21 protein-coding genes and 1 pseudogene are annotated in these 25,583 nt (G+C 66.9%); 10 read left to right on the forward strand and 12 right to left on the reverse strand.

All coding sequences use genetic code 11. The features are described from left to right. Positions 1-1,531: pseudogene (locus VGC77_RS13680) on the reverse strand (glutamate synthase subunit alpha); the annotation flags it as partial. A 481-nt stretch (positions 1,532-2,012) separates the two neighbouring features. Between VGC77_RS13680 and VGC77_RS13685 the strand changes: the two are divergent. Further along, positions 2,013-2,717, forward strand: coding sequence for a hypothetical protein (locus tag VGC77_RS13685; protein WP_331172115.1), 705 nt, complete (start codon positions 2,013-2,015; stop codon positions 2,715-2,717). Between the two features lie 54 nt (positions 2,718-2,771). Here VGC77_RS13685 and VGC77_RS13690 read toward each other — a convergent pair whose 3' ends face one another. Together VGC77_RS13690 and VGC77_RS13695 are read right to left on the reverse strand one after the other, a co-directional pair. Then, positions 2,772-3,506: an alpha/beta hydrolase gene (locus VGC77_RS13690; RefSeq protein ID WP_331172144.1), complete on the reverse strand. Its 735-nt coding sequence runs from the start codon at positions 3,504-3,506 to the stop codon at positions 2,772-2,774. Between the two features lie 514 nt (positions 3,507-4,020). Next, positions 4,021-4,497 (reverse strand): Hsp20 family protein, encoded by a 477-nt coding sequence (locus tag VGC77_RS13695; RefSeq protein ID WP_331172116.1) that lies wholly within the window; start codon positions 4,495-4,497, stop codon positions 4,021-4,023. Positions 4,498-4,764: 267 nt separating this feature from the next. Between VGC77_RS13695 and VGC77_RS13700 the strand changes: the two genes are divergently transcribed. Together VGC77_RS13700 and VGC77_RS13705 are read left to right on the forward strand one after the other, a co-directional pair. After that, complete coding sequence (locus tag VGC77_RS13700) at positions 4,765-5,712, forward strand: alpha/beta hydrolase (protein ID WP_331172117.1); 948 nt, start codon at positions 4,765-4,767, stop codon at positions 5,710-5,712. Between the two features lie 138 nt (positions 5,713-5,850). Then, entirely contained in the window at positions 5,851-6,726 is an 876-nt protein-coding gene (locus VGC77_RS13705) for a UTP--glucose-1-phosphate uridylyltransferase (RefSeq protein ID WP_331172118.1), read from the forward strand. 232 nt (positions 6,727-6,958) lie between these two features. Here VGC77_RS13705 and VGC77_RS13710 read toward each other — a convergent pair whose 3' ends face one another. Beyond that, the gene (locus tag VGC77_RS13710) at positions 6,959-8,449 is read right to left on the reverse strand and encodes a diguanylate cyclase (protein WP_331172119.1); all 1,491 of its coding nucleotides are present in this window, start codon (positions 8,447-8,449) and stop codon (positions 6,959-6,961) included. Positions 8,450-8,620: 171 nt separating this feature from the next. Between VGC77_RS13710 and VGC77_RS13715 the strand changes: the two genes are divergently transcribed. The 4 genes from VGC77_RS13715 to VGC77_RS13730 all read left to right on the forward strand — a co-directional run bounded on the left by VGC77_RS13715 (position 8,621) and on the right by VGC77_RS13730 (position 11,947). Continuing rightward, positions 8,621-8,893: a hypothetical protein gene (locus tag VGC77_RS13715; protein WP_331172120.1), complete on the forward strand. Its 273-nt coding sequence runs from the start codon at positions 8,621-8,623 to the stop codon at positions 8,891-8,893. 161 nt (positions 8,894-9,054) lie between these two features. Next, positions 9,055-10,080: an ABC transporter substrate-binding protein gene (locus VGC77_RS13720; protein ID WP_331172121.1), complete on the forward strand. Its 1,026-nt coding sequence runs from the start codon at positions 9,055-9,057 to the stop codon at positions 10,078-10,080. A 203-nt stretch (positions 10,081-10,283) separates the two neighbouring features. Next, positions 10,284-11,084: an ABC transporter ATP-binding protein gene (locus VGC77_RS13725; protein ID WP_331172122.1), complete on the forward strand. Its 801-nt coding sequence runs from the start codon at positions 10,284-10,286 to the stop codon at positions 11,082-11,084. A 2-nt stretch (positions 11,085-11,086) separates the two neighbouring features. Next, a complete protein-coding gene (locus tag VGC77_RS13730) occupies positions 11,087-11,947 on the forward strand; it encodes an ABC transporter permease (protein WP_414709662.1) in 861 nt (286 codons plus the stop codon). 68 nt (positions 11,948-12,015) lie between these two features. On the opposite strand, the gene VGC77_RS13735 is transcribed toward VGC77_RS13730, so the two are convergent. After that, complete coding sequence (locus VGC77_RS13735; protein ID WP_331172123.1) at positions 12,016-13,671, reverse strand: outer membrane beta-barrel protein; 1,656 nt, start codon at positions 13,669-13,671, stop codon at positions 12,016-12,018. Between the two features lie 229 nt (positions 13,672-13,900). On the opposite strand from VGC77_RS13735, the gene VGC77_RS13740 reads away from it, so the two are divergent. Continuing rightward, positions 13,901-14,914 carry a KpsF/GutQ family sugar-phosphate isomerase gene (locus tag VGC77_RS13740; protein WP_331172124.1) on the forward strand — a complete coding sequence of 338 codons (1,014 nt, stop codon included), beginning with the start codon at positions 13,901-13,903 and terminating at the stop codon, positions 14,912-14,914. A gap of 202 nt (positions 14,915-15,116) precedes the next feature. Here the strand turns inward: VGC77_RS13740 and VGC77_RS13745 are convergent, their stop codons facing one another. The 3 genes from VGC77_RS13745 to VGC77_RS13755 all read right to left on the reverse strand — a co-directional run bounded on the left by VGC77_RS13745 (position 15,117) and on the right by VGC77_RS13755 (position 19,974). Continuing rightward, positions 15,117-16,475 carry an AmpG family muropeptide MFS transporter gene (locus tag VGC77_RS13745; RefSeq protein WP_331172125.1) on the reverse strand — a complete coding sequence of 453 codons (1,359 nt, stop codon included), beginning with the start codon at positions 16,473-16,475 and terminating at the stop codon, positions 15,117-15,119. Between the two features lie 291 nt (positions 16,476-16,766). Beyond that, on the reverse strand, positions 16,767-18,467 hold the full coding sequence (locus tag VGC77_RS13750; RefSeq protein WP_331172126.1) for an SGNH family hydrolase: 1,701 nt from the start codon (positions 18,465-18,467) through the stop codon (positions 16,767-16,769). A 112-nt stretch (positions 18,468-18,579) separates the two neighbouring features. Continuing rightward, positions 18,580-19,974: a lytic murein transglycosylase gene (locus VGC77_RS13755; protein WP_331172127.1), complete on the reverse strand. Its 1,395-nt coding sequence runs from the start codon at positions 19,972-19,974 to the stop codon at positions 18,580-18,582. A 128-nt stretch (positions 19,975-20,102) separates the two neighbouring features. Between VGC77_RS13755 and VGC77_RS13760 the strand changes: the two genes are divergently transcribed. Further along, positions 20,103-20,750, forward strand: coding sequence for a LysE family translocator (locus VGC77_RS13760; RefSeq protein ID WP_331172128.1), 648 nt, complete (start codon positions 20,103-20,105; stop codon positions 20,748-20,750). Between the two features lie 54 nt (positions 20,751-20,804). Here the strand turns inward: VGC77_RS13760 and VGC77_RS13765 are convergent, their stop codons facing one another. Continuing rightward, positions 20,805-21,551, reverse strand: a complete 747-nt coding sequence (locus VGC77_RS13765; RefSeq protein WP_331172129.1) for a sulfite exporter TauE/SafE family protein — start codon at positions 21,549-21,551, stop codon at positions 20,805-20,807. Between the two features lie 90 nt (positions 21,552-21,641). On the opposite strand from VGC77_RS13765, the gene VGC77_RS13770 reads away from it, so the two are divergent. Next, positions 21,642-22,532, forward strand: a complete 891-nt coding sequence (locus VGC77_RS13770) for a LysR substrate-binding domain-containing protein (RefSeq protein ID WP_331172130.1) — start codon at positions 21,642-21,644, stop codon at positions 22,530-22,532. Positions 22,533-22,549: 17 nt separating this feature from the next. Here VGC77_RS13770 and VGC77_RS13775 read toward each other — a convergent pair whose 3' ends face one another. The 3 genes from VGC77_RS13775 to hisN all read right to left on the reverse strand — a co-directional run bounded on the left by VGC77_RS13775 (position 22,550) and on the right by hisN (position 25,509). Beyond that, complete coding sequence (locus VGC77_RS13775; protein WP_331172131.1) at positions 22,550-22,957, reverse strand: response regulator; 408 nt, start codon at positions 22,955-22,957, stop codon at positions 22,550-22,552. Next, complete coding sequence (locus tag VGC77_RS13780) at positions 22,954-24,534, reverse strand: sensor histidine kinase (RefSeq protein WP_331172132.1); 1,581 nt, start codon at positions 24,532-24,534, stop codon at positions 22,954-22,956. The genes VGC77_RS13775 and VGC77_RS13780 overlap by 4 nt, the downstream gene beginning before the upstream one ends. Positions 24,535-24,723: 189 nt before the next feature. Continuing rightward, positions 24,724-25,509 (reverse strand): histidinol-phosphatase, encoded by a 786-nt coding sequence (gene hisN / locus VGC77_RS13785; RefSeq protein WP_331172133.1) that lies wholly within the window; start codon positions 25,507-25,509, stop codon positions 24,724-24,726. Positions 25,510-25,583 lie beyond the last annotated feature (74 nt).

Below are 25,583 nucleotides of genomic sequence, written 5' to 3' on the forward strand. Positions count from 1 at the left end.
TCAGGATCGAGATGTCTTCCTGGGTGTATCCGAAGGTCTGCTGCCGATCCAAGAGCGGCAGGTTGGAGCGCTGGCCCTTGATCGGCGCGGCCGGCAGCTCTTCCAGCACGATCTGGGTGCGGTTCAGCCATTCCCGATAGGGCTGGCTGGAGGCCAGTTGCGCCTTGATCTCGTCGTCCGGGATCAGCCGGCCCTGCTCGAGATCGACCAGCAGCATCTTGCCGGGCTGCAAGCGCCACTTGGTGATGATCTGGTCTTCCGGAATCTTCAGCACGCCCATTTCGGACGCCATCACGATGCGGTCGTCCTTGGTGACGAGATAGCGCGCCGGGCGCAGACCGTTGCGGTCCAGCGTGGCGCCGATCTGGCGGCCGTCGGTGAAGGCCAGCGCGGCCGGGCCGTCCCACGGCTCCATGATGGCTGCGTGATATTCATAGAACGCGCGGCGCTGCTCATCCATCAACGGATTGCCGGCCCAGGCCTCCGGGATCATCATCATCACCGCGTGCGGCAGCGCGTAGCCGCCCTGCACCAGGAATTCCAGGCCGTTGTCGAAACAGGCGGTGTCGGAGGCGCCCTCATAGGAGATCGGCCACAGCCGGCTGATGTCCTTGCCGTACAGTTCGGAATGCACCGAGGCCTGCCGGGCCGCCATCCAGTTGTTGTTGCCGCGCAGCGTGTTGATCTCACCGTTATGCGCCACCATGCGATAGGGATGCGCCAGCGACCAGGTCGGGAAGGTGTTGGTGGAGAACCGCTGATGCACCAGCGCCAGCGCGCTTTCGAAATCTTCCTCGTGCAGATCGGGATAGTAGCTGCCGAGCTGGTCGGCCAGGAACATGCCCTTGTAGATCACGGTGCGGCACGACATCGACACCGGGTAGTAGCCGGCGAGGCCGCGGTCGCGGCGCTGATAGATCGCGTGCGAGATTGACTTGCGCAGGATGTAGAGCTTGCGCTCGAAATCCTCGTCGGTCTTGATGTGGCTGCCGCGGCCGATGAACACCTGCATGTTGGAGGGTTCGGTCGGCTTCACGGTCTCGCCAAGCGAGGAATTGTCGACCGGCACCTTGCGCCAGCCGAGCAGCTTCAGCCCCTCGGCCTTGATCTGGTCGGCGATGATGCCCTGGATCACCTTGCGCCACGAGGTCTCGCGCGGCATGAACAGCGCGCCGACGGCGTATTCGCCGGGCGCCGGCAGCATGAAGCCGAGCTCCTTGGCCTTGCGCGAGAAGAACGCATGCGGAATCTGCACCAGAATGCCGGCGCCGTCGCCGGCGCGCGGATCGGCGCCGACCGCGCCGCGATGTTCGAGATTGCACAGGATGCGGATCGCGTCGCAGACGATCTGGTGCGACTTGACGCCCTTGATGTTGGCGATGAAGCCGACGCCGCAGGCGTCTTTTTCCTGCGACAGGTCGTAGAGGCCTTCGGCCGGCGGCCGCCAGCTATGCTCGCGCGCCGGTTCCGACGACGTCTCGGCCTGCGCTTGCGCCGCGATGCTGTCGCGCTCGAACTCCGACCCGTTCATCTCGTCCTCTCATCCGGCGAGGGAGCTCGCCATTCTCGTCGCGCAGCTTGGGCGGCCGCGGCACCGTCTGGCCACCGCTCACATCCGCGAGCCACGATTTCGTAAATTCAGGCTGTGGCGCCTAATTTCCCAGTGACAACGGCTTATTGAACGTCTGAAACGACGTTGCAATCTCCAGGCCGGTTACCACCCGCAATTGAGACAGCGTTGCTGTCCTAGCCTGACCTTGCCAAATTTTTTTCTATCATACAAGCGCGTGAAAGTCCTCCGTTGGGTGGAGAATGCAGCCCTGCCGCGCCGTGAATTCAAGCCAAATCCGCCGCGATTGAGCCGTGGCGCCGCCGAAATCCGCGCCGAGGCTGGCGGTCGGTCCAAGCCGGGCGGTCAACCGTTGCAAACGGCTCGCAGGTTTTTGGGCCGGCGTCGACGGCCGAGGGCTTCCGGCGTGATCGCGGGCGCGGGGGCGTCGAAGGAGACGACGATGAAACGGTGCGTGGGATGGGCGATTTCGGCCGGATTGCTGCTGGGCGCGGGCGCCGCCGGCGCGCAAGGGCTGCCGCGTGATGGCGGCGGCGCCGGGCCGATGCTGGTTTCGGATTTCGACGCCCCCTATGCGGCGGTCCCGCCGGACCTGCCGCCGCCGCCGCGCTATGTGCCGGCGCTGCTGCCGCCGGGCGAGGTCTATGCCGTGCTGCGCGACGCCGGCTTTGCGCCGCTCGGCACGCCGCGGCTGCGCGGGGTGTTCTACAGCGTTGCCGCCACAGATCTCGACGGCGCTGACGGCCGGGTGCTGATCGACGCCCGCTCCGGGCGGATCATCCGCTTCATTCCGGCCGAGGCCGACGACAGTTTCGCGCGTTATGCGCCGGTCCGGCCGGTGCCCTCGTTCCGCGAGGTGCGGCCGCCGCGGCCGCCATTGCCGGTGCCGCGGCTGGCGAGCCGCAATCCGACCGCGCCGCTGCCGCGGCCGGCGCCGCCAGCTCCGGTGGTTTCACAGCCGATGCCGCCGATCGCCGCACAGCCGCTGCCGGCTCCCGCGCAGCAGACCGCGGCGGCGCCGAAAGCCGTCGACGTCGCCCCGGCGGTCACCGGCTGTCGCGCCGCCCGCGGCCGAGGCCAGGCCTGCGCCGCAGATCCAGCCGACCCAGGACATGCCGCCGGTGCAGGGACTGGAATAGCCGATTAAGCAAAACGCCCTCGCCGGTGTGGCGAGGGCGTTCGCGCCGCGATGGGGCGGCGGCTATTCGTGCTGTCCGGCCGCGGCCAGGATCAGGTCGGCGATCTGTTGACTGTGGGAGACCATCGACAGATGCCCGGCGTCGAGTTCGATGGTGGTGGCGTTCATCCGTTTGGCGAGAAACCGCTCCAGATCCGGATTGATGGTCTGATCGAGCTTTGAGACCGCGTACCAGGACGGCTTGGCATGCCAGGCGGCGGCAGTGGTGCGATCGCCGAACAGCGAGGCCGCGGTGGCGCCCTGTTCGGCGAACAGCACCTCGGCCTTCTTAGGGTCGACGCCGTTGGCGAAGTATTTGATGAACGCATCCTCCGACAATTGGGTGTAGCCGTCGCGGGTCTGGATCCCGGCCCGCGCCGCGCCGGCTGGAAACTTGCCGGACAGCGCCACGAAGTCCTCGTTGGCGTCGGGCGCCCTTGCCGCGACATAGACCAGCGCCGAGACCTTGGGGTCGCCGCCCGCCTCGCTGATCACCGTGCCGCCCCATGAATGCCCGACCAGCACCGTCGGGCCGTCCTGCAAGGCCAGCGCGCGGCGCGTCGCGGCGACCGAATCCTCGAGCGACGACAACGGGTTCTGTACGGCGGTGACGTGCAATCCGGCGGCCTGCAGCTTCGGGATGACCTCGGACCAGGAGGAGCCGTCGGCCCAGGCGCCATGCACCAGCACCACATTTTGCGCCCGCAGCGGCGCCGGCGCGGCGTCGGCGATCGTCGCGCCGAGCGCCACGATCAGCATCGTCGCCAGCAGGCGGCCCGTCATCGCCGCCGACCAAATTCCGTCCATCAACATGGTTTCATCTCCGTGAGTGTTGCCCGCCGCAGCGGCGCGATCACGGACTCTTCGCGGACGGCGCAGCCGTCGTTACCGGCGCTCACGGCACAGTGATCTCGGCGCCACGCGCCGCTGCGTGATGCCGGCGCAAAAAAACGCCCCGGCGGACCGGGGCGTTGTTGTCAATTCAGATGGTGGCGCCTTCATCCTGAGGCGCCCGAGCAAAACGAGGGCGTCGAAGGGTGCGGCTCCGAAGCGTCGTGACGTCAGCCGAGCCCGCGGCGCATCCTTCGAGACACCCGGCTTCGCGCATCGCGCTTCGCCGGGTTCCTCAGGATGACGCCACTGGCGCAGCTAGCCGCAGCTTGAGCCGCTAGGCGGTGGCTGATCCACTTCCGGCGCCGTCACCCTGAGGCGCCCGAGCAAAGCGAGGGCCTCGAAGGATGCGGCTCCGGAAGGGGCTTCGCCGTAAGCTAAGTTACGCGGCCTTCTGGTTGTCGTTGTCGATCACCGGCGGCTGAGCCGGTGCCGTGGTGCCGATCGGAATGCTGCGCGGCTTCTTGGCCTCGGGAATCTCGCGCACCAGATCGACGTGCAACAGGCCGTTCTCCAGCGTGGCGTTCTTCACCGTGACGTAGTCGGCGAGCTGGAAGGCGCGCTCGAAGGCGCGGGCGGCGATGCCGCGATACAGCACTTCAGACTTGCCGCCGGCCTCCGGAGCGGCTTTCTCGCCGCGGATGGTCAGGGTGTTTTCCTTGGTGACGATGGAGAGTTCGGCCGGCGAGAAGCCGGAGACCGCGACCGTGATCCGGTAATCGTTTTCGCCGGAGCGCTCGATATTATAGGGCGGATAGCCGGGAGCTGCGGCCTCGCCGGAGGCCTGGTCGAGCAGCGAAAACAGCCGGTCGAAACCGACGGTGGAGCGATAGAACGGGGTGAGATCGAACGTACGCATGGTTGAGTCCTCCGAAAAGCGACTGTTAAGAAACCCGCCCGCCATCGGGCCGGGCCGTGCTGTGTCGTGCAGCCTTCTGAATCCTCAGATGTCGTGACTCTTCAGATCTTGCGAGTCTTCGGATCTTGCGATCGTCCGACCCACTAGTAGCGGCCTGCACGAAGATGATATGGGAGGGTGGTTACGCGGTTCAAGAGGTGCAAAAAGCTTTGTGCCCGCGGCTCGCGGCCCTTGATTTCCAGCACTTCTGCCCTACCCGGTCGGTTCATGACGCTCGTCTCGATTCCCGCCAATCCGGTCCCCGAAGACGCCGTCAGCGGCTTCCTCAAGACACCCGACGGCGCCGAATTGCGGTTCGCCCGCTGGCCGCCGCCGGCCGACCGCAAGGGCACGGTGTGCGTGTTCACCGGGCGCGGCGAACAGATCGAAAAATACTTCGAGACGGTGCGCGATTTGCGCGACCGCGGCTTCGCGGTGGCGATCATCGACTGGCGCGGCCAGGGCCATTCGTCGCGGCGGCTGCGCGACCGCCGCAAGGGCTATGTCCGCGACTTTTCCGATTTCGAAACCGACGTCGAGGCCTTCGTGCAGCAGGTGGTGCTGCCGGACTGCCCGCCGCCGCATTTCGCGCTGGCGCATTCGATGGGCGGCGCAGTGCTGTTGCGGATCGCGCATTCCGGCAAGCGCTGGTTCGACCGCATCGTGCTGACCGCGCCGATGATCGATCTGCCAGGCCGCGCCACCACGCTGCCGGTGCGGCTGCTGCTGCGGGTGATGCGGCTGGCCGGGCAGGGCGGCAATTACGTCCCCGGCGGCAATGATCAGCTCGCCGGCAGCGGGCCGTTCGCCAACAATCAATTGACCAGCGATCCGGTGCGCTACGCCCGCAACGCCGCGATCCTCGCCGAAGATCCGACGCTCGGTATCGCCTCGCCGACGGTGGCCTGGGCCGACACCGCGTTCCGGGCGATGCACGGCTTCAAGGCGGCGAGTTTCCCGGCGCGGATCCGGCAGCCGATCCTGATGCTGGCGGCGAGCCACGATACCGTGGTGTCGACGCCGGCGATCGAGGAATTGGCCTATCATCTGCGCGGCGGCGCGCATCTGGTGATCGCCGGGGCCAAGCACGAGATCCTGCAGGAGCAGGATCGCTACCGCGGCCAGTTCTGGGCGGCGTTCGACGCCTTCGTGCCCGGCACCCCGATGTTCAAATGACAGCCCCTCGCAGCGCTGCGATGCAACGAGGCAGCCGTTGGCGGTGCGACGATTGGATGATTCGCGGCTCCATCAATCGGCCTATGTTTCGCGCTGCAACGCCTTGCAGTTTCCGATTCCTCCCAAGAGATTCCTCGCATGAAAATTCGTAAAGCCGTGTTTCCGGTCGCCGGTCTCGGCACCCGCGTCCTGCCCGCCACCAAGGCGATGCCGAAGGAGATGCTGACCATCGTCGACCGGCCGCTGATCCAATACGTCGTCGACGAGGCCAAGGAGGCCGGGATCGAACACTTCATCTTCGTCACCGGCCGCAACAAGGGCATGATCGAAGATCACTTCGACCGCCAGTTCGAACTGGACATGACGCTGAAGGGCCGCAACAAGACCGCGGAAATGGAGATGCTGGCGCGCGACCAGCCGGAAGCCGGCGCCATGAGCTTCACCCGCCAGCAGGCGCCGCACGGGCTCGGCCATGCGGTGTGGTGCGCCCGCGACATCGTCGGCAACGAACCGTTCGCGGTGGTGTTGCCGGACGAACTGGTGCTCAACACCCCGGGCTGCCTCGCCCAGATGATCGCCGCCGCCGAGAAGCTCGGCGACAAATCCAACGTCATCGCGGTGGAAGAAGTGCCGGACCACCTCGCGCATCATTACGGCATCTGCGGCGTCGGCCAGCGCGACGGCAAGATCTTCCAGATCAACGGCATGGTGGAGAAGCCGCCGAAGGGCACCGCGCCGTCCAACCGCTCGATCTCCGGGCGCTATATCCTGCAGCCGGAGATCTTCAAGATCCTGGAGACCCAGGAGCGCGGAGCCGGCGGCGAGATCCAGCTCACCGACGCGATGATCGGGCTGTCGAAGACGCAGAAATTCTATGGCGTCGAATTCGAAGGCGAACGCCATGATTGCGGCTCCAAGGCCGGCTTCCTGCGCGCCAACATCGCCTTCGCGATGAAGCGCCCGGATTTGCGCGACGAACTCCGCGCCACCATGACGCATTATCTAGCGGAGTGAGGCGGGCCTGCTACGCGACGTCGGGCGACGCTCCCCCTTCGTCCGGGGCGCCGTTTACCTGTCGACGTCATTCCGGGGCGCGAGAGCGTAAGCTCGAGCGAACCCGGAATCTCGCCGCAGGGACCGACTCTTTCACGTGCCGCAAGATTCCGGGTTCGCTCGCCCAAGGGCTCGCGCCCCGGAATGACACTTTTGTTGAGCGCGTTCGCAGACGTGATGGCTCAGGCCGCGCTCACGCCACCAGCGACAATTCCCGCGCCGAGGACGCCACCACCGAGCGGTTGCGGCCGCTGGCCTTGGCGGCGTACAGCGCCTTGTCGGCGGCCTCCACCAGCACCGACCACGGCGTGGTCGGGTCGGGGGTGAGGCTTGCGGTGCCGACGCTGATGGTGACGCCGGTCTGGTCGACCGACCACTGCTCGACCTTGCTGCGGATGGTTTCGGCGACCGCCAGCGCCGCGATCGCGCTCAGCCCGGGCAGCAGCACCGCGAATTCCTCGCCGCCGAACCGCGCCGCGCAATCGCCCACCCGATGCACCGAATCGGCGATGCAGACCGCGATGCCGATCAGCATCTGGTCGCCGGCCTGATGACCGAAGCTGTCATTATAGGTCTTGAAATGGTCGGCATCGATCATCAACAGCGCCACCGGGGTCTGCATCCGCTGCGCGCGGCGCCACTCGCTCTCGATCGAGGCATCGAATTTGCGCCGGTTGGTCAGCCCGGTCAGAGGATCGGTGATCGACAATTCCTCCAGCCGCTGTTCGGCGCGGGCGCGGCGGTCGATTTCGCGGATCAGGAAGATGGTGACGCCGGCGACGAAGCTCGCCAGTACCAACAGGATGGCGCCGAGCCGGATCGCTTCCTTGCGCCACAGGCTGAGAATATTGCGCCACGGCTTGCCGACCAGCACCACCAGCGGATGGCTGCTATCGCTCCAGACATACATCCGCGGCGTGCCGTCATCGAGCCCGGCGCCGGAAAACCAGCCGCTGGGCTTGGCGAGCGTCTGGATAACGCCGGCGACGCGGCTGAAATCCTTGCCGACCACGTCGAAGTCGAACGGCCGCCGCATGATAATAACGCCGCTATGGTTGAGGATCGACACCACGTCCTGCGGGTCGATGCGCAGCCGGCCCAACAGGTCGTGAAAATAGCCGAACCGGATGCTGCCGACGACGATGCCGTTGAAGCCGCCGTTCGGGGTCTCGATGCGGCGGCTGAGCACGATCGAATAGGCGCCCTGGTACAGCATCGGCCGGCTGATGAAGAGCCCGGCATTCGGGTTGTCGCGGTGGACCTTGAAGAACTCCTCGTCGTCGCGGCGCTCCGGCGCCGGCTTCAGGGTCGAGGCGTCGAGGCTGAGATTGCCGGCGGCATCGAACACCTGGACCGCGCCGAAATGCGGCGCGGTGGTGGTGCGGTCGAACAGGATCAGTTGCAGGATCGGCTTGCTGACGTCGGCGAGCTCCGGCAGCGCCAGATTCTTCACCACGGCCTGCAGCGACTTGTCGTACAGTTCCAGATTATGGCTGAGGTCGGCGTCGATCGTGGCTGACAGATTTTCCATGGTCTGCCGCGCCAATTGCTCGGTGCTGTGGCGCATGTCGAGCAACACACTGCCGCATACCGCGGAAAACGCCAGCACCGTCACCACCAGCGAAATCACCAGCAGTTTCGCGGACAATTGCCAGCGAAAGGCGCGACGTCGAAGCCATCTCATTGCGGTCGCCGGTTCCATGTTGGGACAAATGCGCCCCAATTCGTTGCCGAGCGCTTAAGTAGTTGCACCAGGGGTGCGATCGGTTAACGAAAGCTTGCCAAGCCGCCGAACGCCGTCCCCCCGCCTGTCGCGGCATTATGGTAAGGAGCTGAATTCATTGAGGACACCGACGTGAACCCGTATGCCCCGTTACGTGATTATCTGCAGCAACAGACCCTGGCCGAACTGGTGCTGAGCCTCGAGCAGATCGAGGAGATTCTTGGTTTTGCGCTGTCGCGGGCCTCGCACCGCGCCTCCTGGTGGGACACCGCCCGCGCCCCCGACGAGAAGATGCCGCAGCGCGAGGCCTGCCTGGAAGCCGGCTACATCGCCACCAGGCTGGCCGACGCCAAGGGCGTCCGCTTCCGCAAGATCCAGCAGCCGCGCTCGCGACGGCCGGCTTGACGGATGCCCGCCGCTGCGGTGCCGTGGCGCAGCATAATCCGCCATTGACTCGCAGCCGGGGCCAGGGGCCTCATGGCGCAATTCCATCGCGGCCGATCCGGCTGGCGTGGCGTCCGCGTTCGGGTGCCGGCCAGCGGCGGCAACACATCAAGGAAACCTCGATGCAAAGAGTTCTGAGGGCCGGGCTTGTTGCAGCGCTGCTGGCGGCGCCGTTGTCGCTGCTGCTCGCGGCGGCGCCGGCCGCCGCCCAGACCCCGATCAAGATCATGGTCGGCGGCATCGACAAGCAGATCTATCTGCCGGCCAAGCTCGCCGCCCAGCTCGGCTTCTTCAAGGAACAGGGGCTCGACGTCGAACTGTTCAATTCCAATTCCGGCGCCCAGGCCGCCACCGCGTTGTTGGCGCGCGAGGTGCAAGGCGTGGTCGGCTTCTACGACCACACTATCGACCTGCAATCCAAGGGCAAGTTCATCACCGACGTGGTGCAGTTCTCGGTGGCGCCCGGCGAGGTGGTGCTGGTGAAGGCCGCCGACGCCGACAGACTGAAGGACCCGGCGAACTGGAAGGGCCAGGCGCTCGGCGTCACCGGGCTCGGCTCGGCGACCGATTTTCTCACCCGGGCGCTCGCCGCCAAGGCCGGGCTCAAGGTGCAGGACTATTCGCTCGTGCCGGTGGGCGCCGGCGACACCTTCCTGGCGGCGATCCAGCAGGGCAAGATCGTCTCCGGCATGACCACCGAGCCGACCGTGGCGCGCGCGGTGCAGAGCGGCGTCGCCAAGGTGGCGATCGACCTGCGCACCGCGGAGAATACCCGCGCCGCGCTCGGCGGCGATTATCCGGCGGCCTGCCTCTACATGGACCGCAGCTGGATGGAGGCCAACAAGGACACCGCGCAGAAGGTGGTCAACGTCATGGTGAAGACGCTGAAATGGATGCACGCCCATTCGCCGGAAGAAATCGCGGCGCAGATGCCGAAGGATTACTACGCCGGCGAACTCGAGCTCTATGTGCAGGGGCTGCGCGACGGCAAGGCACAATATTCGCCGGACGGCATGATGCCGCAGGGCGCGCCGGAGTCGGTGCTCAAGGTGCTGACCAGCTTCTCGCCGAACCTGCAGGGTAAGACCATCGATCTGAGCAAGACCTACACCACCGAATTCGTCGTCAAGGCCAACGCCACGCAGTGACTGAATTGATTTCGAATGGACTCCAAGGCTCGTCATTCCGGGGCGCGAGAGCGTTAGCTCGAGCGAACCCGGAATCTGCCGCCGGTGCAGATTCAGCCGCGTGCTGCGAGATTCCGGGTTCGCTCACAGCTGGGCTGTTCGCGCCCCGGAATGACAGCTTGAGTTCTTGATCGCGCGCAACATCCAATCGGAATGCCCAAAGCATGGACGCAGCTACCCCTTCCGCGATCGAATTGAAACACGTCGCCCGCCGCTTCGTGACGCCGTCCGGCGACGTGCTGTCGGCGCTGGAAGACTTCGACCTTTCGATCGCGCCCGGCGAATTCATGGCGATCGTCGGCCCGACCGGCTGCGGCAAGTCGACGACGCTGGGGCTGATCGCCGGGCTGTCGCGGCCGCAGGCCGGCGAAGTCACGCTGTTCGACGCCCCGGTCGCCGGCGTCGATCGCCGCGTCGGCTTCGTGTTTCAGCAGGACGCGGTGTTTCCCTGGCGCGACGTCTTGCACAATGTGATGGCCGGGCCGTTGTTTCGCGGCACCGACAGGGCCAAGGCGGAGGCCGAGGCGCGCGACTGGATCGTCCGGGTCGGGCTGAAGGGGTTCGAGAGCCATCATCCGCATCAGCTCTCCGGCGGCATGCGCAAGCGGGTGGCACTGGCGCAGACCTTTATCAACAATCCGCAGGTGCTCTTGATGGACGAGCCGTTCTCCGCGCTCGACGTGCAGACCCGCGAATTGATGCAGGAGGAATTGCTGCAGCTGTGGGCGGAGGCAAAATCCGCGGTGCTGTTCGTCACCCACGATCTCGACGAAGCGATCCTGCTCGCCGACCGCGTCGCGGTGCTGACCACGCGCCCCGCGCGGGTGAAGTCGGTGCACACCATCGATCTGCCGCGGCCGCGCGACGTCGCCACGCTGCGCTACGACGAGCGCTTCATCGCGATTGCGCGGAAGATCAACGACGATCTGCGCGAGGAAGTGTTGCGCGCCCGGGCGGGGCATTGAACATGGCCAAGACCAGCATCTCCACGAAACCGCCGCGCGCGGTCGACGCGCGGGTCGAAACCATGGCGGCGCGGCTGCGCCGTCGCGCCCGGCTGGTGCTGATCCTGCGGCTCGCCGTGCTGATCTTTCTGGTCGGCGGCTGGGAATTGGGTGTGCGCTTTGCGCTGATCGATCCGTTCTTCTTCGGCCAGCCCAGCGCCATCGTGGTCAAGCTGATCGACTGGTTCCAGAACGGCACCTCGATCGGGCCGTTGTGGAAGCAGATCTGGGTGACGATCTACGAGGCCGGCGCCGGCTTCCTGATCGGCTCGGCGGCCGGAATCCTGTGCGGCATTGCGCTGGGGCGCAATCAGCTGCTCTCCGACGTGTTCTCGATCTACATCAAGGTGGCGAATTCGATCCCGCGCGTGGTGCTGGGCTCGATCTTCATCGTGGCGCTGGGCTTAGGCGCGCCCTCGAAGATCGCGCTGGCGGTGGTGATGGTGTTCTTCGTGGTGTTCGCCAACGCCTTCCAGGGCGTGCGCGAGGCCGACAAGAACCTGATCGCCAACGCCAGAATTCTCGGCGCCGGCAATTGGCAGATCACCACGTCGGTGGTGATTCCCTCGGCGTTGTCGTGGATTCTCGCCAGCCTTCATGTGAGCTTCGGCTTCGCGCTGGTCGGCGCCATCGTCGGCGAATTCCTGGGCGCGCGCGAAGGCATGGGGCTGTTGATCGCCACCGCGCAGGGCTCGTTCGATTCAAACGGCGTGTTCGCCGCGATGATCGTGATCGCGGTGGTGGCGCTCGCCGCCGAATGGCTGTTGACCGCGCTGGAGAACCGGCTTTTGACCTGGCGGCCCGACGTCAACGCGCAGGAGTGATGCTTCAGCCGCACGTCGTCCCTGCCTGCGCCGGGACGACGCGCGGGAGGGATGGGCCAAATCATCGCTCAGTTCTGCAGCCGGACCCCGAGCATCACCACGGTGGCGACGTTGCTGTTGCCGGGCTGGTTGGAATCCAGCCATTCGCGGCGCAGTTCGGCCTTGAGCTGGAACGAGCGGTTCAGCTTGTAGACCAGATCCCCGGTCACCGAGCCGAAATGGTCGAGCCGGCTGGAGCCCTGATAGTCCTGGGTCCCGTAGGTAAATTTGCCGATCGCGGTCAGCCAGCGGCGGAAGTCGTGATCGACCTCCGCGGTGTAGCTGCGGGTCAACACGCCGGACACCTCGGGAAGCGTCGATTCATCCACCGAGGTATTGGTGATGAACTTCACCGTGGTCAGCGGCGTCGCCGCCCAGATCAGCGATCCGCTGGTCAGAAGCCCGGTCAGCTTCTGCAGCCGCGGATCGGTGTAGCTGCGCCCGGTGTAGCCGATCGACATTTCGCCGGTCAGAAGCCGGGTGAATTCGAAGCTGGTGCCGGCCTTGACGTAGCCGCCGGTGGAATCGCGCGCATAGCCGTTGCGGTCGGTGGCGTCGTCGTGCACCCGGCTGTCATATTCGACCTCGCCGAACGGCTTCAGCCCGGGCATTAGATCGTAGCTGGCCCGGGCGACGCCGCCATACTGGTTGAAGTTGCGGTCGTTGTTGGATTCGGTGGAGCCGTCGGTCAGCACCGACTGCTGATAGGTGGTGCGGTCGAAGGTGCCGACGCCGGAGACCTGCAGCCGGTTGAAGCTCTGGTCGAAGCCGGCCGAGGTGCCGGTGTTCAGCGCCAGCGGATATTTCGCCAGTCCGAAATCGAGGTTCGGGCTGCCGGGATTGTCGGTGAACAACCGCATCCGCAACTGGCCGAGCAGGCGGGTGTCGCGCGACACGTCGAGCCGGCCGTCGACATGGCCGTCGAAGCTCGGACGGTCGAGATTGGTTGGCGCCGAGGAGACTGAATTGGCGTCGGCGGGCACCGTGCCGCCATAGCCCGTGTAGGAGCCGCGCAGATCGGCGACCAGCGCGTGGCGCTCCCAGTCCGACGTCACCATCAGCTCCGGCGCCACAACGTAGAACGCCGAGCCTTTGGCAGGGCCCGACACCCGGCCAGGATTACTGTCATAGCCGCCGGAGACTTCGACCGCGGATTTCACCAGGAAGCTGCCGGCGTAGTCGCCGACCGCGCCGAACGGATCGTCGTCGGTCTTGAGCCGGCGGCGCGGCGGCTGGCCGATCACCGTGCCCGTCAACCCCGCGGGCAGCGGCGCGCGATGCGCGCTCGCCGAGGGCGGCGCGGGCCGCGGCGGTGGCGGCGGCGCGAGCAGCGCCGGACTGCCGGGGCCGGCGCTCTTCGGTCGCCGTTGGCCGGGATAGTAGCGTGGCAGCCGGCGCTTACGGTTCAGCGAATCATAGCCGCTGTCGGAAGCCCCGGCGGCGGCCGGGGTGCCATAGCTCGGAATCCTGCCGATCCGGGACGGCGCCATCGGCTCCGGAGGCAGGGCGGCGGGATCGGGCTGGGCCTGCGCGGTGCGGCGCAGCGGCAAGTTCTGCGGCGCGACGAAACCGCCGGGGTCGGGGTTGAGCAAGTCCGGAGTGAGCGCCTGCGCGGCGGCATCGGCAGCGCCGAGCAGGGCGGCCAGCAGGCATGCCGAGGCCGCGCAGATCGCCTCTGCGCGCATGCGGCGGCCCAATGCTGCCCCCAGGATCACCATAAGACTCCGCGTAATCAATGGTTTGCGGGGGTGGCGCAGCGTCCCAAGCGACACCCGCCACGTTCCATCGTTAAGGGATTTAAAACAATTATGGTTAATGACCCGTTGCGAGCGGCGGCGGCGGATTTCGCTTCGGCCGGCACGGCGTGCTAGACAGGCCGCCGAAGCACTCCTGCTTCAGTCCTGGAAATGCAGCATGTCGATTGCGAAACCCCGGAGTGCGAAATCCTCCATGACCGATCAGGCGACCGACGCCATCGGCTCGGCGTTGCGCACGCTTGAGGCCGAAGAGAGCGGCGTCAACGCGCTCGCCGCCGCACTGAAATCCGATCTCGGCCCCGCCTTCGTCGCCGCCACCAATCTGATCAACAATGCCAAGGGACGGCTGATCGTCACCGGGCTCGGCAAATCCGGCCACATCGGCCGCAAGGTCGCCGCTACCTTCGCCTCCACCGGCACCCCGGCGTTCTTCGTCCATGCCGCCGAGGCCAGCCATGGCGATCTCGGCATGATCACCGTCGACGACGTCATCCTGGCGATGTCGTGGTCCGGCGAGCAGCCGGAAATGAAGAACCTGATCACCTACGCCAAGCGCTTCAAGATCGCGCTGATCGCGATGTCGGCCGACGGCGATTCGACGCTCGGCCAGGCCGCCGACGTGTCGCTGATTCTGCCGAAGGCGCGCGAGGCCTGTCCGCACAATCTGGCGCCGACCACCTCCTCGGTGATGCTGCTGGCGCTCGGCGACGCGCTGGCGATCGCGCTCTTGGAAGGCCGCGGCTTCACCTCGATCGATTTCAGCGTGCTGCATCCCGGCGGCAAGCTCGGCGCGATGCTGAAATTCGCCCGCGACCTGATGCATACCGGCGACGCGATCCCGTTGCGGCCGCTCGGCACCAAGATGTCGGACGCGCTGGTGGAGATGTCGTCGAAGGGGTTCGGCTGCGTCGGCATCACCGATCCGCGGGGCCTCGTGGTCGGCATCGTCACCGACGGCGATCTGCGTCGCCACATGCGCGCCGACCTGATGACCGCGCTGGTCGACGAGGTGATGACCAAGAATCCGAAGACCATCAGCCCGTCGCTGTTGGCCAGCGAGACGCTGGAGATCCTCAACTCCTCGAAGATCACCGCCTTGATCGTCACCGAGGGCAAGAAGCCGGTCGGCATCGTGCACCTGCACGACCTGTTGCGCGCCGGGGTGGCGTAACCGCCGTTAAACTTGCGGAAGCGCCGTCATCCTGAGGAGCGAAGCCGCGTCAGCGGCGCGCCTCGAAGGATGACGCGACGGGAATTGCGGCCGAACGCGCGGCGCATCCTTCGAGACACCGGCGTCGCTCTGCGAGCTGCGCCGGGTTGCTCAGGATGACGCATGTATTGTGGCGATGGCGTTCAGCGGCTCACGCTCTGCATCACGCTCGTATCGCGCCGAGGTCGGCGAAATGGCCGCGGCGCTGCAGCCAGGCCAACAGGATCAGGCTCGGGATCGCCACCAGCACGCAGATCACGAAGAACGCCGGCCAGCCGGTGGCCTTGGCGAGATAGCCCGCGCCCGATGACAGATAGGTGCGGCCGACCGCCGCCAGCGCGGTCAGCAGCGCGTATTGCGTGGCGGTGTGCAGCGGATTTTTGCACAGCGCCGACAGATAGGCGACGAAGATCACGGTGCCGATCGCGGAGGTGAAATTTTCAGCCGTAATCGCAAAGGCCAGCGCCCATTGGTTGACGCCGACGATCGCCAGCCAGGAGAACGCCAGATTGGCGACCGCCTGCAACATCCCGCCGATCCAAAGACTCTGCGCCAGCGTATAGCGACGCGCCAGATAGCCGCCGGCAAAGCCGCCGATCAGCGTCGCGGCGAGTCCGACGCCCTTGACGATCGCGGCGTAGTCGTTGCGCGAAAACCCAAGGTCGATCACGAACGGCGCGGTCATGGTGCCGGAAAACGCGTCGGTGAATTTGAACAGCACCACGAAGGCCAGCGCCGCCAAGGCATCCTTGCGGGCCAGAAACTCGGCGAAGGCGCCGGTCGCGGCATGCACCACGCGGACGAACGAACTGTCGCCGCGGGTGGCTCGTTCTGCGCGGGCGGATTGCTCGGGCTCGGTGGCGGCGAGCGCGGTGACGGTGCCGATCAGCACCATCAATGCCATCGTCACATAGCCCCACATCCAGGCGGTGGCGCGGGTCTGCCCGGTGGATTCATAGGCGCTGACCAAAAACAGCGCGCCGGCGGTGGAGATCAGCATGCCGATCCGATACGCCGCGACATAGGACGCCATGCCGGCGGCCTGCTCGTTTTCCGGCAGGCTTTCCACCCGGAATGCGTCGACCACGATGTCCTGCGTCGCCGACATCGCCGCCACCAAGAGCGCGCCGAGCGCCACGAACAACGGCGAGCGCGCCGGGTCCGACAGCGCCAGCAGCAGGATCGCTGCGATCAGCAGCAATTGCGCGAACACCAGCCAGCCCCGCCTGCGGCCGAATCGCCTGGTGAACAGCGGCACGTGCAGCGCATCGACCAGCGGCGCCCAGAGGAATTTCAGCGTGTAGGGGGTGCCGACCAGCGCGAACAGCCCGATGGTGCCGAGGTCGACGCCGGATTCGCGCATCCACACCAACAGCGTCGAGCCCGACAGCGCCAGCGGCAGCCCGGAGGAGAAGCCGAGAAACAGCACGATCAAGACGCGCGGCTGCAGATACACCGCAAGCCCTTCGCGCCACGAGGCGCGGGCGGCGGGCGGGGCGGAATTCGGCAGGGCGTCGGTCATGCCGCAGTGCTAGCAGATTCGGCCTCGGTGCCGGGGGCTTTGACGGACCGATAGGCGTGAGCAACGGCGCTGAGCCTGGTGTCCATCCGCCGCTCTCCAAGGATGGTCATTCCGGAGCGCGAGCCGCGGCAGCGGCGCGCGAACCCGGAATCTCGTTGCGGGCAGGAGGGACTACGCCGCGACATGTGGCAAGATTCCGGGTTCGCTCGAGCTTCGCTCTCGCGCCTCGGAATGACTCTTTGCCAGAGATCAGACGCGGTTGCTGCAAAGGCGGGAACCTCGAAGGTCACGCTATCGCGCAAAGAACCCCGGCGCTGCGGCCGAGGGGCCGACATCGGCCGGCGGACGCGGCGCCCGCGGCTTCTGGGCGGGCTGTGGCTGCGCGGGCTGGAAGCCGAAAAATCCCCCCAAGGACGACGCCGGCGACGAGGAGGGCGGCGACGCGGCGGATACGGCCGGGGACGACGGTGATGCCGACGGTGCGGATGAGTTAGAGATGGCTGGCCGAGGCTTTTTCGGTTTCGGCGGCGTTGCCGGCGAAGCCGCGGCGCCTTCCGGCGCGGCCGAGGCCACCGGGCTGTCGCCCTTGGCCTGTTCGAGGCCGACCTCGCGGCGCGGCCAGACGAAATCGTCGGCGCGGCCGGCCGGCGCCGCCAACGGCTCGCCCTTCACCAGGGTCTTTGCCGCCAGCGCATCGACCGGCGCCGGGCGGGTGCCGGGGCCGCCGAGCAATTGATCGGTGCTCACCGAGGAGGCCACCAGCGGCACGATCGGCCCGGCCAACGGCCGCGGCGGCGGCAACCCGGGCTGCGCACTGGCGTCGGGGGTGGCGGGTTCGCTCGGCAGCGTGATCGGCGCCGAGCGTCCGGCCAACAGCCTGGTGATCTCGCGCTCGACGTAATGCGCCAATTTGCGGGCGCCGGCCTTGGTGAAATACACCCCGTCATAGGAGCGCAGCCGGCGGATCTGGCCCTCGAAATCCGGGCCCTGCTGCAGGAAGCGGCCGGCCTCGTCGACAAAGCCGTCCCAGACGTCGACATAGGTGATGCCGGCCTTGGCTGCGGCCTCGCGATACAGCGCGTTGAGGAACAGCGAGTCCGAGGTCGCCTTGGTGCCGCGCACCGCCGGCAGCCCGACCCACAGCACCGGGACGCCCTTGGTCTTCAGCACCGCGATCATTTCCTCGATCTTCTTGCTGTAGAGCTCGACCCAGCGGTCCTCGCGGAATTCGTACAGCCCGTTGGCCGAGCGCGCGCTCTTTTCCGGTGCCATGATGCTCGGGGTATCGCCATTGTCGGCGTCGTCGGCGAGATCAGGATCGGCCGGCTTGTCGGCTTGTTTGTCATCCGGTTTGGCGGCGCCATCGGCGGGTTTCGCCGCGTCCTTCTTGGCGTCCTTGGGGTGCGCCTTGCCGTCGCCCGGCTTGGCCTCGGCGGCGGCCGGCTCGCGGATCGCCGCGCGGTCGTTGAGCCCCAGCATCACCACGATGGCTTCCGGGGTCTCGGTGGCGAGAATGCCCTTGGCGGCGGCGGCCCAGTCCGCCGGCTCCCCCTTCGGCTGGTAGCGGATCAGCCCGGACACGGTCTTGTGCTTGCGGATCACCCCCATGTCCGGGGTTTCCGCATAGGCGTCCTCGAGGCCATAGGCCAGCCAGTCGGCCATCGCGTCGCCGAGCACCAGCACGTTGCGCTCGGCCGGCGTCTCGCGTTTTTCCGGCGAAGGGGCGCGGGAGAAATCCTCGCGCGGTCGCGGCGCCTGTTTCGGCGCCTGCTGCTGAAACGGGGCGAATACCTCGTTGCCGAACCAGCCGCCGCCGCTGCGCGGAATCGGCGCCTGCGGCCGCGGCGGCGGGCCGCCGAAATTGCCGAAATTGAAGAATTGCGCCGAGGCCGGCCCCGCGATGCTGAACAACAGCAGCCCGGCCGTGGCCAGCGCCAGCAGCGGGCCGCGCTCGGTCAGGACGCGGAACAAGGACTTCGGACGGTTCGACATCGGCTCCGCGCGCTCGGCAGGGAAAGATCCAATCTCGCTATAATAGCGGATTCGGGCGGCACGCGGGCGGGTTTTGGCGGCGGCGGACGGGTATGGTGAATGACCGCGCAATTTACCTCCCCCGCAGCCGCTCCAAGACCTCCCCGGACGCGAAGCCGTCCGCCGGCGCGCCGATCGAGGCCTGGTAGCTGCGCAGCGCCTCGCGAGTCTGGCCGCCGAGCTGGCCGTCCGGCTCGCCGCGGTAGTAGCCGCGTTGCACCAGAAGCTGTTGTAGTTCGAGCCGCTCGGCGCGCGACAGCACGCGCTCCTGCCGCGGCCAGGGCTGGATGAACGGCGCGCCGCCGCGCAGCCGGTCGGCGAAATGCCCGATCGCCAGCGCATAGGCCTCGGCGGGATTGTATTTCATGATGACGCGGAAATTCTGCAGCATCAGAAAGCCCGGGCCCTCGGCGCCGGCCGGCGCCAGCAGATAGGCCTTGTCGGCGGGATTGGGGAACGGCTTGCCGCCGGCGCGGCTGACGCCGATCTGCTGCCATTGCGCGAGGCTCATCGCCTTGCCGCGATCCGCCAGCATGAAATTGAAACCTGGCGGCAGCGCCACCTCGTAGCCCCAGGACGCGCCGCTCTGCCAGCCGTCTTTCTTGAGGTTGTTGGCGGTGGAGAAGATCAGATCGGCCGGATTGTCGACGACGTCGCGGCGGCCGTCGCCGTCGGCGTCCACCGCATAGCGCTTGAATGCGGTCGGCATGAATTGGGTCGGGCCGAACGCGCCGGCCCAGGAGCCGCGCATCTGTTCGGGGCGCAGATCGCCGTGATGCAGGATCTCCAGCGTCACCAGAAACTCGTCGCGGAAATATTTCTGTCGGCGGCCGATGCAGGCCAAGGTCGCGGTGGATTGCAGCACGCTGCGGTCGCCCATCTGGGTCGAGTAGTTCGACTCGATGCCCCAGATCGCCGCGATGATGAAGCGGTCGACGCCGTAGGCGCGCTCGGCGGCGTCGAATTGCGGCTTGTATTTCGCCAGCACCTCGCGGCCTTTGGCCAGCCGATTGTCGTTCACCAGGATGTCGAGATAGTCCCAGATCGCCTTGGTGAATTCCGGCTGCGAATCCATCAGGTCCATGATCCGCAGGTCGGGCGCGAGGCCGGCGGTGAAGCGCTGGAAACTGTCCTGCGAAATGCCGCGGCGCTCGGCCTCCGGCCACAGCGAGGCGATGCAATTGTCGAAATTCGCCGCCGCCTCGCGGATCGCCGCCGCGGTCATCAAGGGATGGCCGGAGGCGCCGTCCTCGCCGCTCCAGCCCGGCGCGGCCGTGGCGCCCTGCGCCGCGTTGCCCGGCTGCGGCGCGGAGCGGCTGCCTTGTGAGATCGAGCCGGTAAAAATGTTGTCGAACAGGCTGAACGGTCCGGAGGATTGCGCCGACGCCATGCCAGAGCCCAGCGTGCCGCAAAGCATCGCCGCGATCGCCGTCTGTCGTGCCCTGTTGCCGATGCTCATCTGTTTCATTCCGCCGCGTTGAAATATGCGGCTGCCAGCAGGCCTTGTCACGGTTTCTATCCGCTTAACAAAGCCGGGTTTTTGTGGTCGATCAGGGTTGCGGGCGACGCGCCCCGCGGCAGACACCGGGTTCCAGCATGTTCGGCATCCATGAATTGTGGCTGTTCGCGCTGTCCGGACTGCTGCTCAACATCACACCGGGGCCGGACACCGCCTATATTGTCGGCCGCAGCATCCAGCTTGGCTGGCGCGGCGGCGCCGCTGCCGCGCTCGGCATCGGCTTCGGATGCCTGCTGCACATCGTGGCCGCGGCGGTCGGGTTGTCGGCGCTGCTGGCGGCGTCGGCGGCGGCCTTCACCGCGATCAAGCTCGTCGGCGCGGCCTATCTGATTTATCTCGGCGTGCAGATGCTGCTGAGCAAGCCGCGCGGCCTGGCCGCCGCCGCGGCGACGCCGGACGCCGTTCCGCGGTGTGACATCTCGCTGCGAAACGTGTTCTGGCAGGGCGCGCTGACCAACGCGCTCAATCCGAAAGTGGCGCTGTTCTTCCTCGCCTTCCTGCCGCAATTCGTCGATGTCGAGGCGCCGCATCAGGGGCTGGCTTTTCTGGTGCTTGGGTTGGTGTTCGATCTCAACGGCACGCTGTGGAATCTCGGGCTCGCCGCGGTCGCGGCGCGGGCGGTGGACCGGCTGCGCGGCTCGGGCGCAATGCTGCGATGGATCAACCGCGCGCTCGGCGGATTGTTCATCGCGCTCGGCGTCCGCGTCGCGCTGTTGCAGCGCTGAAAGCGCAATTTTGGCGCATGATCTTGTCCGAAAACCGGAAGCCACGTTTCGGGATCACGCGCTGACGAGTGTGGCGCCGGCGAGATAAACACCGAGCAACCCCATCGCCACCAGGAACCAGCGGCGGAACTGGGCCGCGTCCATCCGCGCCCGCACCATCTGGCCGATGAACATTCCGGCGAAGGCGGTGACCATCGCCACCCCGCCCGGCAGCGCGGTCGCCGCCGACAACAGCCCGGCCTGCGTGAGATTGAACGCCTGCGCCAGCGTCGCTGTGGTGAAGAACACGCCGAGCGCCTGCACCAACTCGTCTTTCTCCAGGCCGATCGCCTGCATGAACGGCATCGACGGGATCACCTGCACCCCGGTCGCCGCCGCCACCACGCCGGTGATCAGCCCGACCACGCCGCCGACCCATTTTTCATGCGCCGGACTGACGTGGAAGCGGGCCTGGCTGAGCCCGAGCAGCGCATAGATCACCAGCAGCAGGCCGAGCAGGATGGTGGCGTAGTGTGCATAGGGTCCGGTCATCAACCCGGCGCCGGCGCGGATGCCGATCGCGGTCGCCAGCATCAGCGGCCACAGCCGCCGCACGACGTCGCGCAGATAGCCGCCGACGAAGGTCTGCCAGATATTGGTGACGATCGCCGGCACGATCACGATCGCCAGCGCCTGCGCCGGCGGCATCGCCACCGCCAACAGCCCCATCGCCACGGTGGGCAGGCCGAGCCCGATCACGCCCTTGACGAAACCAGCCAGAGCGAACACCGCGGCAATCAGGATGAGGAGGGCATCGAACACGGATGCACATTGACCGATCCGCACCGTGCGCACAATCTGCGGCTTCCGCGGTCAGCCTTCGGCTGTGGCGAAGGCTGCGAGGAGGGGCCTATGCAGTTCGACCTGGTGGATCTTCGGCTGTTTGCGGCGATCGCCGAAGCGCGCAGCATCACCCATGGCGCGGCGCGCTGTCATCTGGCGCTGGCCTCGGCGAGCGCGCGGATCAAGGCGCTGGAAGCGGGCCTTGGCGTCGCGCTGTTGCGGCGCGGCCGGCGCGGCGTGACGCTGACGCCCGCCGGCGACAGCCTGCTCGACCACGCGCGGATCGTGCTGCACGCCACCGACACGCTGCGCGGCGATCTCGCCGCCTATGCGCGCGGCGTCAAAGCCAGCGTGCGGCTGATCGCCAACACTGCGGCGCTGTCGGAACATCTGCCGAAGGCGCTGGCGGCGTTCCTCGGCGCCCATTCCAACATCAGCATCGACGTCGAGGAGCGCGAGAGCGCGGAGATCGCCGAGGCGATCGCGTCCGGCGCCGCCGACATTGGCCTGGCGATCGACCAGGCATTGCCGGATTCGATCGAGCGGTTTGCGTTCTGCGACGACCGGCTGGTGCTGGTGGCAGCGAAGGACGACGCCATCGCCGATCGCCGCGCGGTGGATTTCGCCGAACTGCTGCAGCGCGATTTCATCGGGCTGTCGCCGGGCAGCGCGCTGCAGGATCACCTCGGCCGCCACGCCGCGCGGCTCGGCGCGCGGTTGCGGTTCCGTGCCCGGTTGAAGGAGTTTGACGCGATCTGCCAGATGGCGGCGGCCGGGGTCGGCGTCGCGGTGGTGCCGGAGGCGGCGGCGAAGCGCTGTGCCCGCGCGATGCCGCTTGCGGTGTTGCGGATCCGCGATGGCTGGGCCAGCCGCAAGCTGGTGATCTGCGTCCGCGACCTCAAGGCGCTGCCGCGCCCGGCGCAGCAACTCGCCGAGCATCTCCGCCGCGCCGCGCGGTAGCGACGACGTGCCAGCGCTCAATGCTGCGGCGCGGTGCCGATTCCGAAGCCATCCTGCAGCCGCACCGATTCCACGGTGCTGCGCAGCTGATGACCGCGCAACGGCTTGAATAGCACCGCCGCGGGGTGGTCCTGCGCGATCCGCGCGACGTTGGCGGGCTCGCGCGAGCCGGTGATGAAGATCACCTTGGAGCCGACTGCGGCGTGGATCGCGATCGAGGCATCGATGCCGTCGCGCTCGCCCTTCAGCCGGACGTCCATCAAAATCAGCGAGGGACGATGCGCGCGGGCCATCTCCAGCGCTTCGTCGGCGCTTTCGGCGATGCCGCAGACCGCATGACCCATCGCCCGGATCTCCTCGGCGAAGTAATCCGCGATGAAGAATTCGTCTTCGACGATCAGCACACAATCGCTCAAATGGCTCATGTCGCCTCCTTCGGCCTTGCAAAGGTCACCTCGGCGCACCAGCCCCCGATGTCGCGGATGCTGAGGGTGGCGTCGAGTTGCCGCACCAGGCCTTTCAGCACCCGGGTCCGCAGCGCCGCCTTGTCGACATCGGCGCCGCTGTCGGTGCGCCGCGCCGACCTGTTGTCCGCAATCGCCAGCACTACGGCGTCGGCCTCGCGCCGCAAGGTCAGGGCGATCCGGCCGCTGCCCGGCGGGCGCGAATGTTCGAGGCAATCGATGATCAGTTCGGTCACCAGCAGCCCCAGCGGGGCGGCGAAATCGATCGACACCATCAGCGCGATGGAATCGAGCCGCAGCTCGGCGCTGGGGTCGACGCCGTTGGCCATGATGTTGTTGGTGAGTTCCTGCAGAAACGGCGCCACGTCGAAGGCATCGAAGTCGGATTGCATCAACTGCTGATGCGCCAAGGCCAGCACATAGATGCGGCTGCGCAGGTCGTTCAGCGTCTGTCGCAGCTCGGCGTTGCGGCTGTGTCGCGCCTGCGTCGCCAGCAGCGCGTCGACGATCTGCATCTTGTTTTTCACCCGATGGTGCAATTCGCGCAGCAGCAGGTCGCGCTGCTTGACCGCTGCGGTGAGGTCGACGGTGCGGCTCGCGACCCGGGCTTCCAGCACGTCCTGCGAGCGCGTCAGCAGCAATTGTTGCCTGGCAAACTGCACCATGAAGAACAGGAACAGAATGCTGGCCGAGATGAACCAGCTCAACCGGCCGGCGCACCAGCCCACGGTGTAGCGGCCCGGCCCCTCGATCGACAGGATGTTGGAGAACGCCATCGCGGTCAGCACCAGGCTGAGCAACAGGAACATCATATTGTGACGATGCAGCACCGTCAGCACCACGCCGACGCCGGCCACCAGCACCGCCGTTTCCAGCGCGATCAGGACGATGTCGAGCGCGGTCCACGACGTGCCAATGATCAGCGGCGGAAGTTGCTCGACCGCGACGATGGCGAGCAGCACGGAGGCGGCGACCGCGCCGACCACGACACTGACGGCAACGCCGGTGGCGCGGCCGACCCGGCCGGCAGGAATCCGCACCGCGCGGATCTCGAGCAGGATCGCGATCAGCGCCAGCAGCCCGAAGCCGCCGTACCAGAAATTATAGATCCAGCGCGCCGATTGCGCGTTGCCCAGGATGATGATGTCGGGCAGCACGCCGCCGGGAAAGGTCAACAGGTGGAACGGCGCCATCAGGCTGCCGTACAGATAGGCGCAACCCAGCACCAGCATCGACCAGGTGCGCACCGCGCGGGTCATCACGAACAGCAGGAAACTGGTGGAGAGTTGCGTCGCGAGCACGCCGCCGACGAACAACGGGGTGATGCTGGGAAGGTCCGGACCCTTTTCGCCGGCGAATGGGATCAACGCCACGGCGGCGGCCGAATACAGCACAATCACTGCCACGATCGAGCGATAGGCCGGGCGCGGCAGTTGTCGCACCGCGCGCGCGATGGCCGGGGCGATGCGCGGCCCGCCGTCGCTGCCGGGCGAATCCAACACCGGGGTGGCGCGGCGAACCGCGGCGGCAATATTCATGTCCTGCGCCTTGGCGAAGCGGGCCCCCTGCGGTAGCCGCCGGCGTCTCTCCCGGTCTCGCAGAAGGGTGTGCGAGCCCCGCGACGCAACAATATTTCCGGCGATCCGATGCCGGACTTGGCGAAAGACAATGTCTTGCTCAGCGGCCCCGTTCCGCTGGTAGCATTCCGAGCGGCGTTGGGAGGGCGTTCAGCTCGCCAACAGCTTCATCGCGGCCTGGTGGATCCGCGGATCGCCGGCGGCGATGATCCGGCCGCCGTTTTGCGCCGGCCCGCCTTCCCAGGTGGTGATGATGCCGCCGGCGCCGGTGACGATCGGGATCAACGCCGCGACGTCATAGGGCTTCAGCTCGGTCTCGATCACCAGGTCGAGATTGCCGGCCGCCAGCATGCAATAGGCGTAGCAATCGCCGCCATAGCGCGACAACCGCACCTCATGTTCGACGCGGCCATAGGCAGCGCGGTCGTCGGCATTCATCAACAGCGGGCTGGTGGTGTAGGTGGTGGCGTCCTGCAGCAGCGCGCAGCGCCGCACCGCGAGGCTGCGCTCGCCGGACGGGCCGCGATAGCTCGCCGATTGGCTGTCGCCTGAAAAGCGCTCGCCGATGAACGGCTGGTGCATCATGCCGTAGACCGGGGTGCCCCGGTGCAGCAGCGCGATCAGCGTGCCCCAGATCGGAAACCCGGCGATGAAGGATTTGGTGCCGTCGATCGGGTCCAGCACCCAGACATATTCGGCGTCCGGGTTCTCGGTGCCGAATTCCTCGCCGACGATGCCATGCTGCGGGAAGGTCTCCTTGATCATCCGGCGCATCACCGCCTCGGCGGCGCGGTCGGCTTCGGTCACCGGATCGAATTCGTGGCCGGGCGTGCTCTTGTTGTCGATCGCCAGCGCGGTTCGAAACATCGGCAGGATGGTTTCGCCGGCTGACGTCGCAAGCCGCCCGATAAAGGCTGTGAAATCGATGACCGTCACGGAGGATCCTTCTGAAGAGCGCTGCGGCAGGGTTGGGTCTATGGCGTAATGCAATCCGCCGCCGCCCGCTCTTA

The sequence above is a fragment of the Rhodopseudomonas sp. genome, from assembly GCF_036404135.1.
GTDB lineage: Bacteria > Pseudomonadota > Alphaproteobacteria > Rhizobiales > Xanthobacteraceae > Rhodopseudomonas_A.

Coding starts and splice junctions, on each gene's coding strand:
- VGC77_RS13775 (WP_331172131.1), bottom strand. CDS start 22,957: ATGAGCCATTTGAGCGATTGTGTGCTGATCGTCGAAGACGAATTCTTC.
- VGC77_RS13700 (WP_331172117.1), top strand. CDS start 4,765: ATGACGCTCGTCTCGATTCCCGCCAATCCGGTCCCCGAAGACGCCGTC.
- VGC77_RS13780 (WP_331172132.1), bottom strand. CDS start 24,534: ATGAATATTGCCGCCGCGGTTCGCCGCGCCACCCCGGTGTTGGATTCG.
- VGC77_RS13770 (WP_331172130.1), top strand. CDS start 21,642: ATGCAGTTCGACCTGGTGGATCTTCGGCTGTTTGCGGCGATCGCCGAA.
- VGC77_RS13725 (WP_331172122.1), top strand. CDS start 10,284: ATGGACGCAGCTACCCCTTCCGCGATCGAATTGAAACACGTCGCCCGC.
- VGC77_RS13735 (WP_331172123.1), bottom strand. CDS start 13,671: ATGCGCGCAGAGGCGATCTGCGCGGCCTCGGCATGCCTGCTGGCCGCC.
- VGC77_RS13730 (WP_414709662.1), top strand. CDS start 11,087: ATGGCCAAGACCAGCATCTCCACGAAACCGCCGCGCGCGGTCGACGCG.
- VGC77_RS13720 (WP_331172121.1), top strand. CDS start 9,055: ATGCAAAGAGTTCTGAGGGCCGGGCTTGTTGCAGCGCTGCTGGCGGCG.
- VGC77_RS13705 (WP_331172118.1), top strand. CDS start 5,851: ATGAAAATTCGTAAAGCCGTGTTTCCGGTCGCCGGTCTCGGCACCCGC.
- VGC77_RS13740 (WP_331172124.1), top strand. CDS start 13,901: ATGTCGATTGCGAAACCCCGGAGTGCGAAATCCTCCATGACCGATCAG.
- VGC77_RS13685 (WP_331172115.1), top strand. CDS start 2,013: ATGAAACGGTGCGTGGGATGGGCGATTTCGGCCGGATTGCTGCTGGGC.
- VGC77_RS13710 (WP_331172119.1), bottom strand. CDS start 8,449: ATGAGATGGCTTCGACGTCGCGCCTTTCGCTGGCAATTGTCCGCGAAA.
- VGC77_RS13760 (WP_331172128.1), top strand. CDS start 20,103: ATGTTCGGCATCCATGAATTGTGGCTGTTCGCGCTGTCCGGACTGCTG.
- VGC77_RS13695 (WP_331172116.1), bottom strand. CDS start 4,497: ATGCGTACGTTCGATCTCACCCCGTTCTATCGCTCCACCGTCGGTTTC.
- VGC77_RS13755 (WP_331172127.1), bottom strand. CDS start 19,974: ATGAAACAGATGAGCATCGGCAACAGGGCACGACAGACGGCGATCGCG.
- VGC77_RS13690 (WP_331172144.1), bottom strand. CDS start 3,506: ATGCTGATCGTGGCGCTCGGCGCGACGATCGCCGACGCCGCGCCGGCG.
- VGC77_RS13750 (WP_331172126.1), bottom strand. CDS start 18,467: ATGTCGAACCGTCCGAAGTCCTTGTTCCGCGTCCTGACCGAGCGCGGC.
- VGC77_RS13745 (WP_331172125.1), bottom strand. CDS start 16,475: ATGACCGACGCCCTGCCGAATTCCGCCCCGCCCGCCGCCCGCGCCTCG.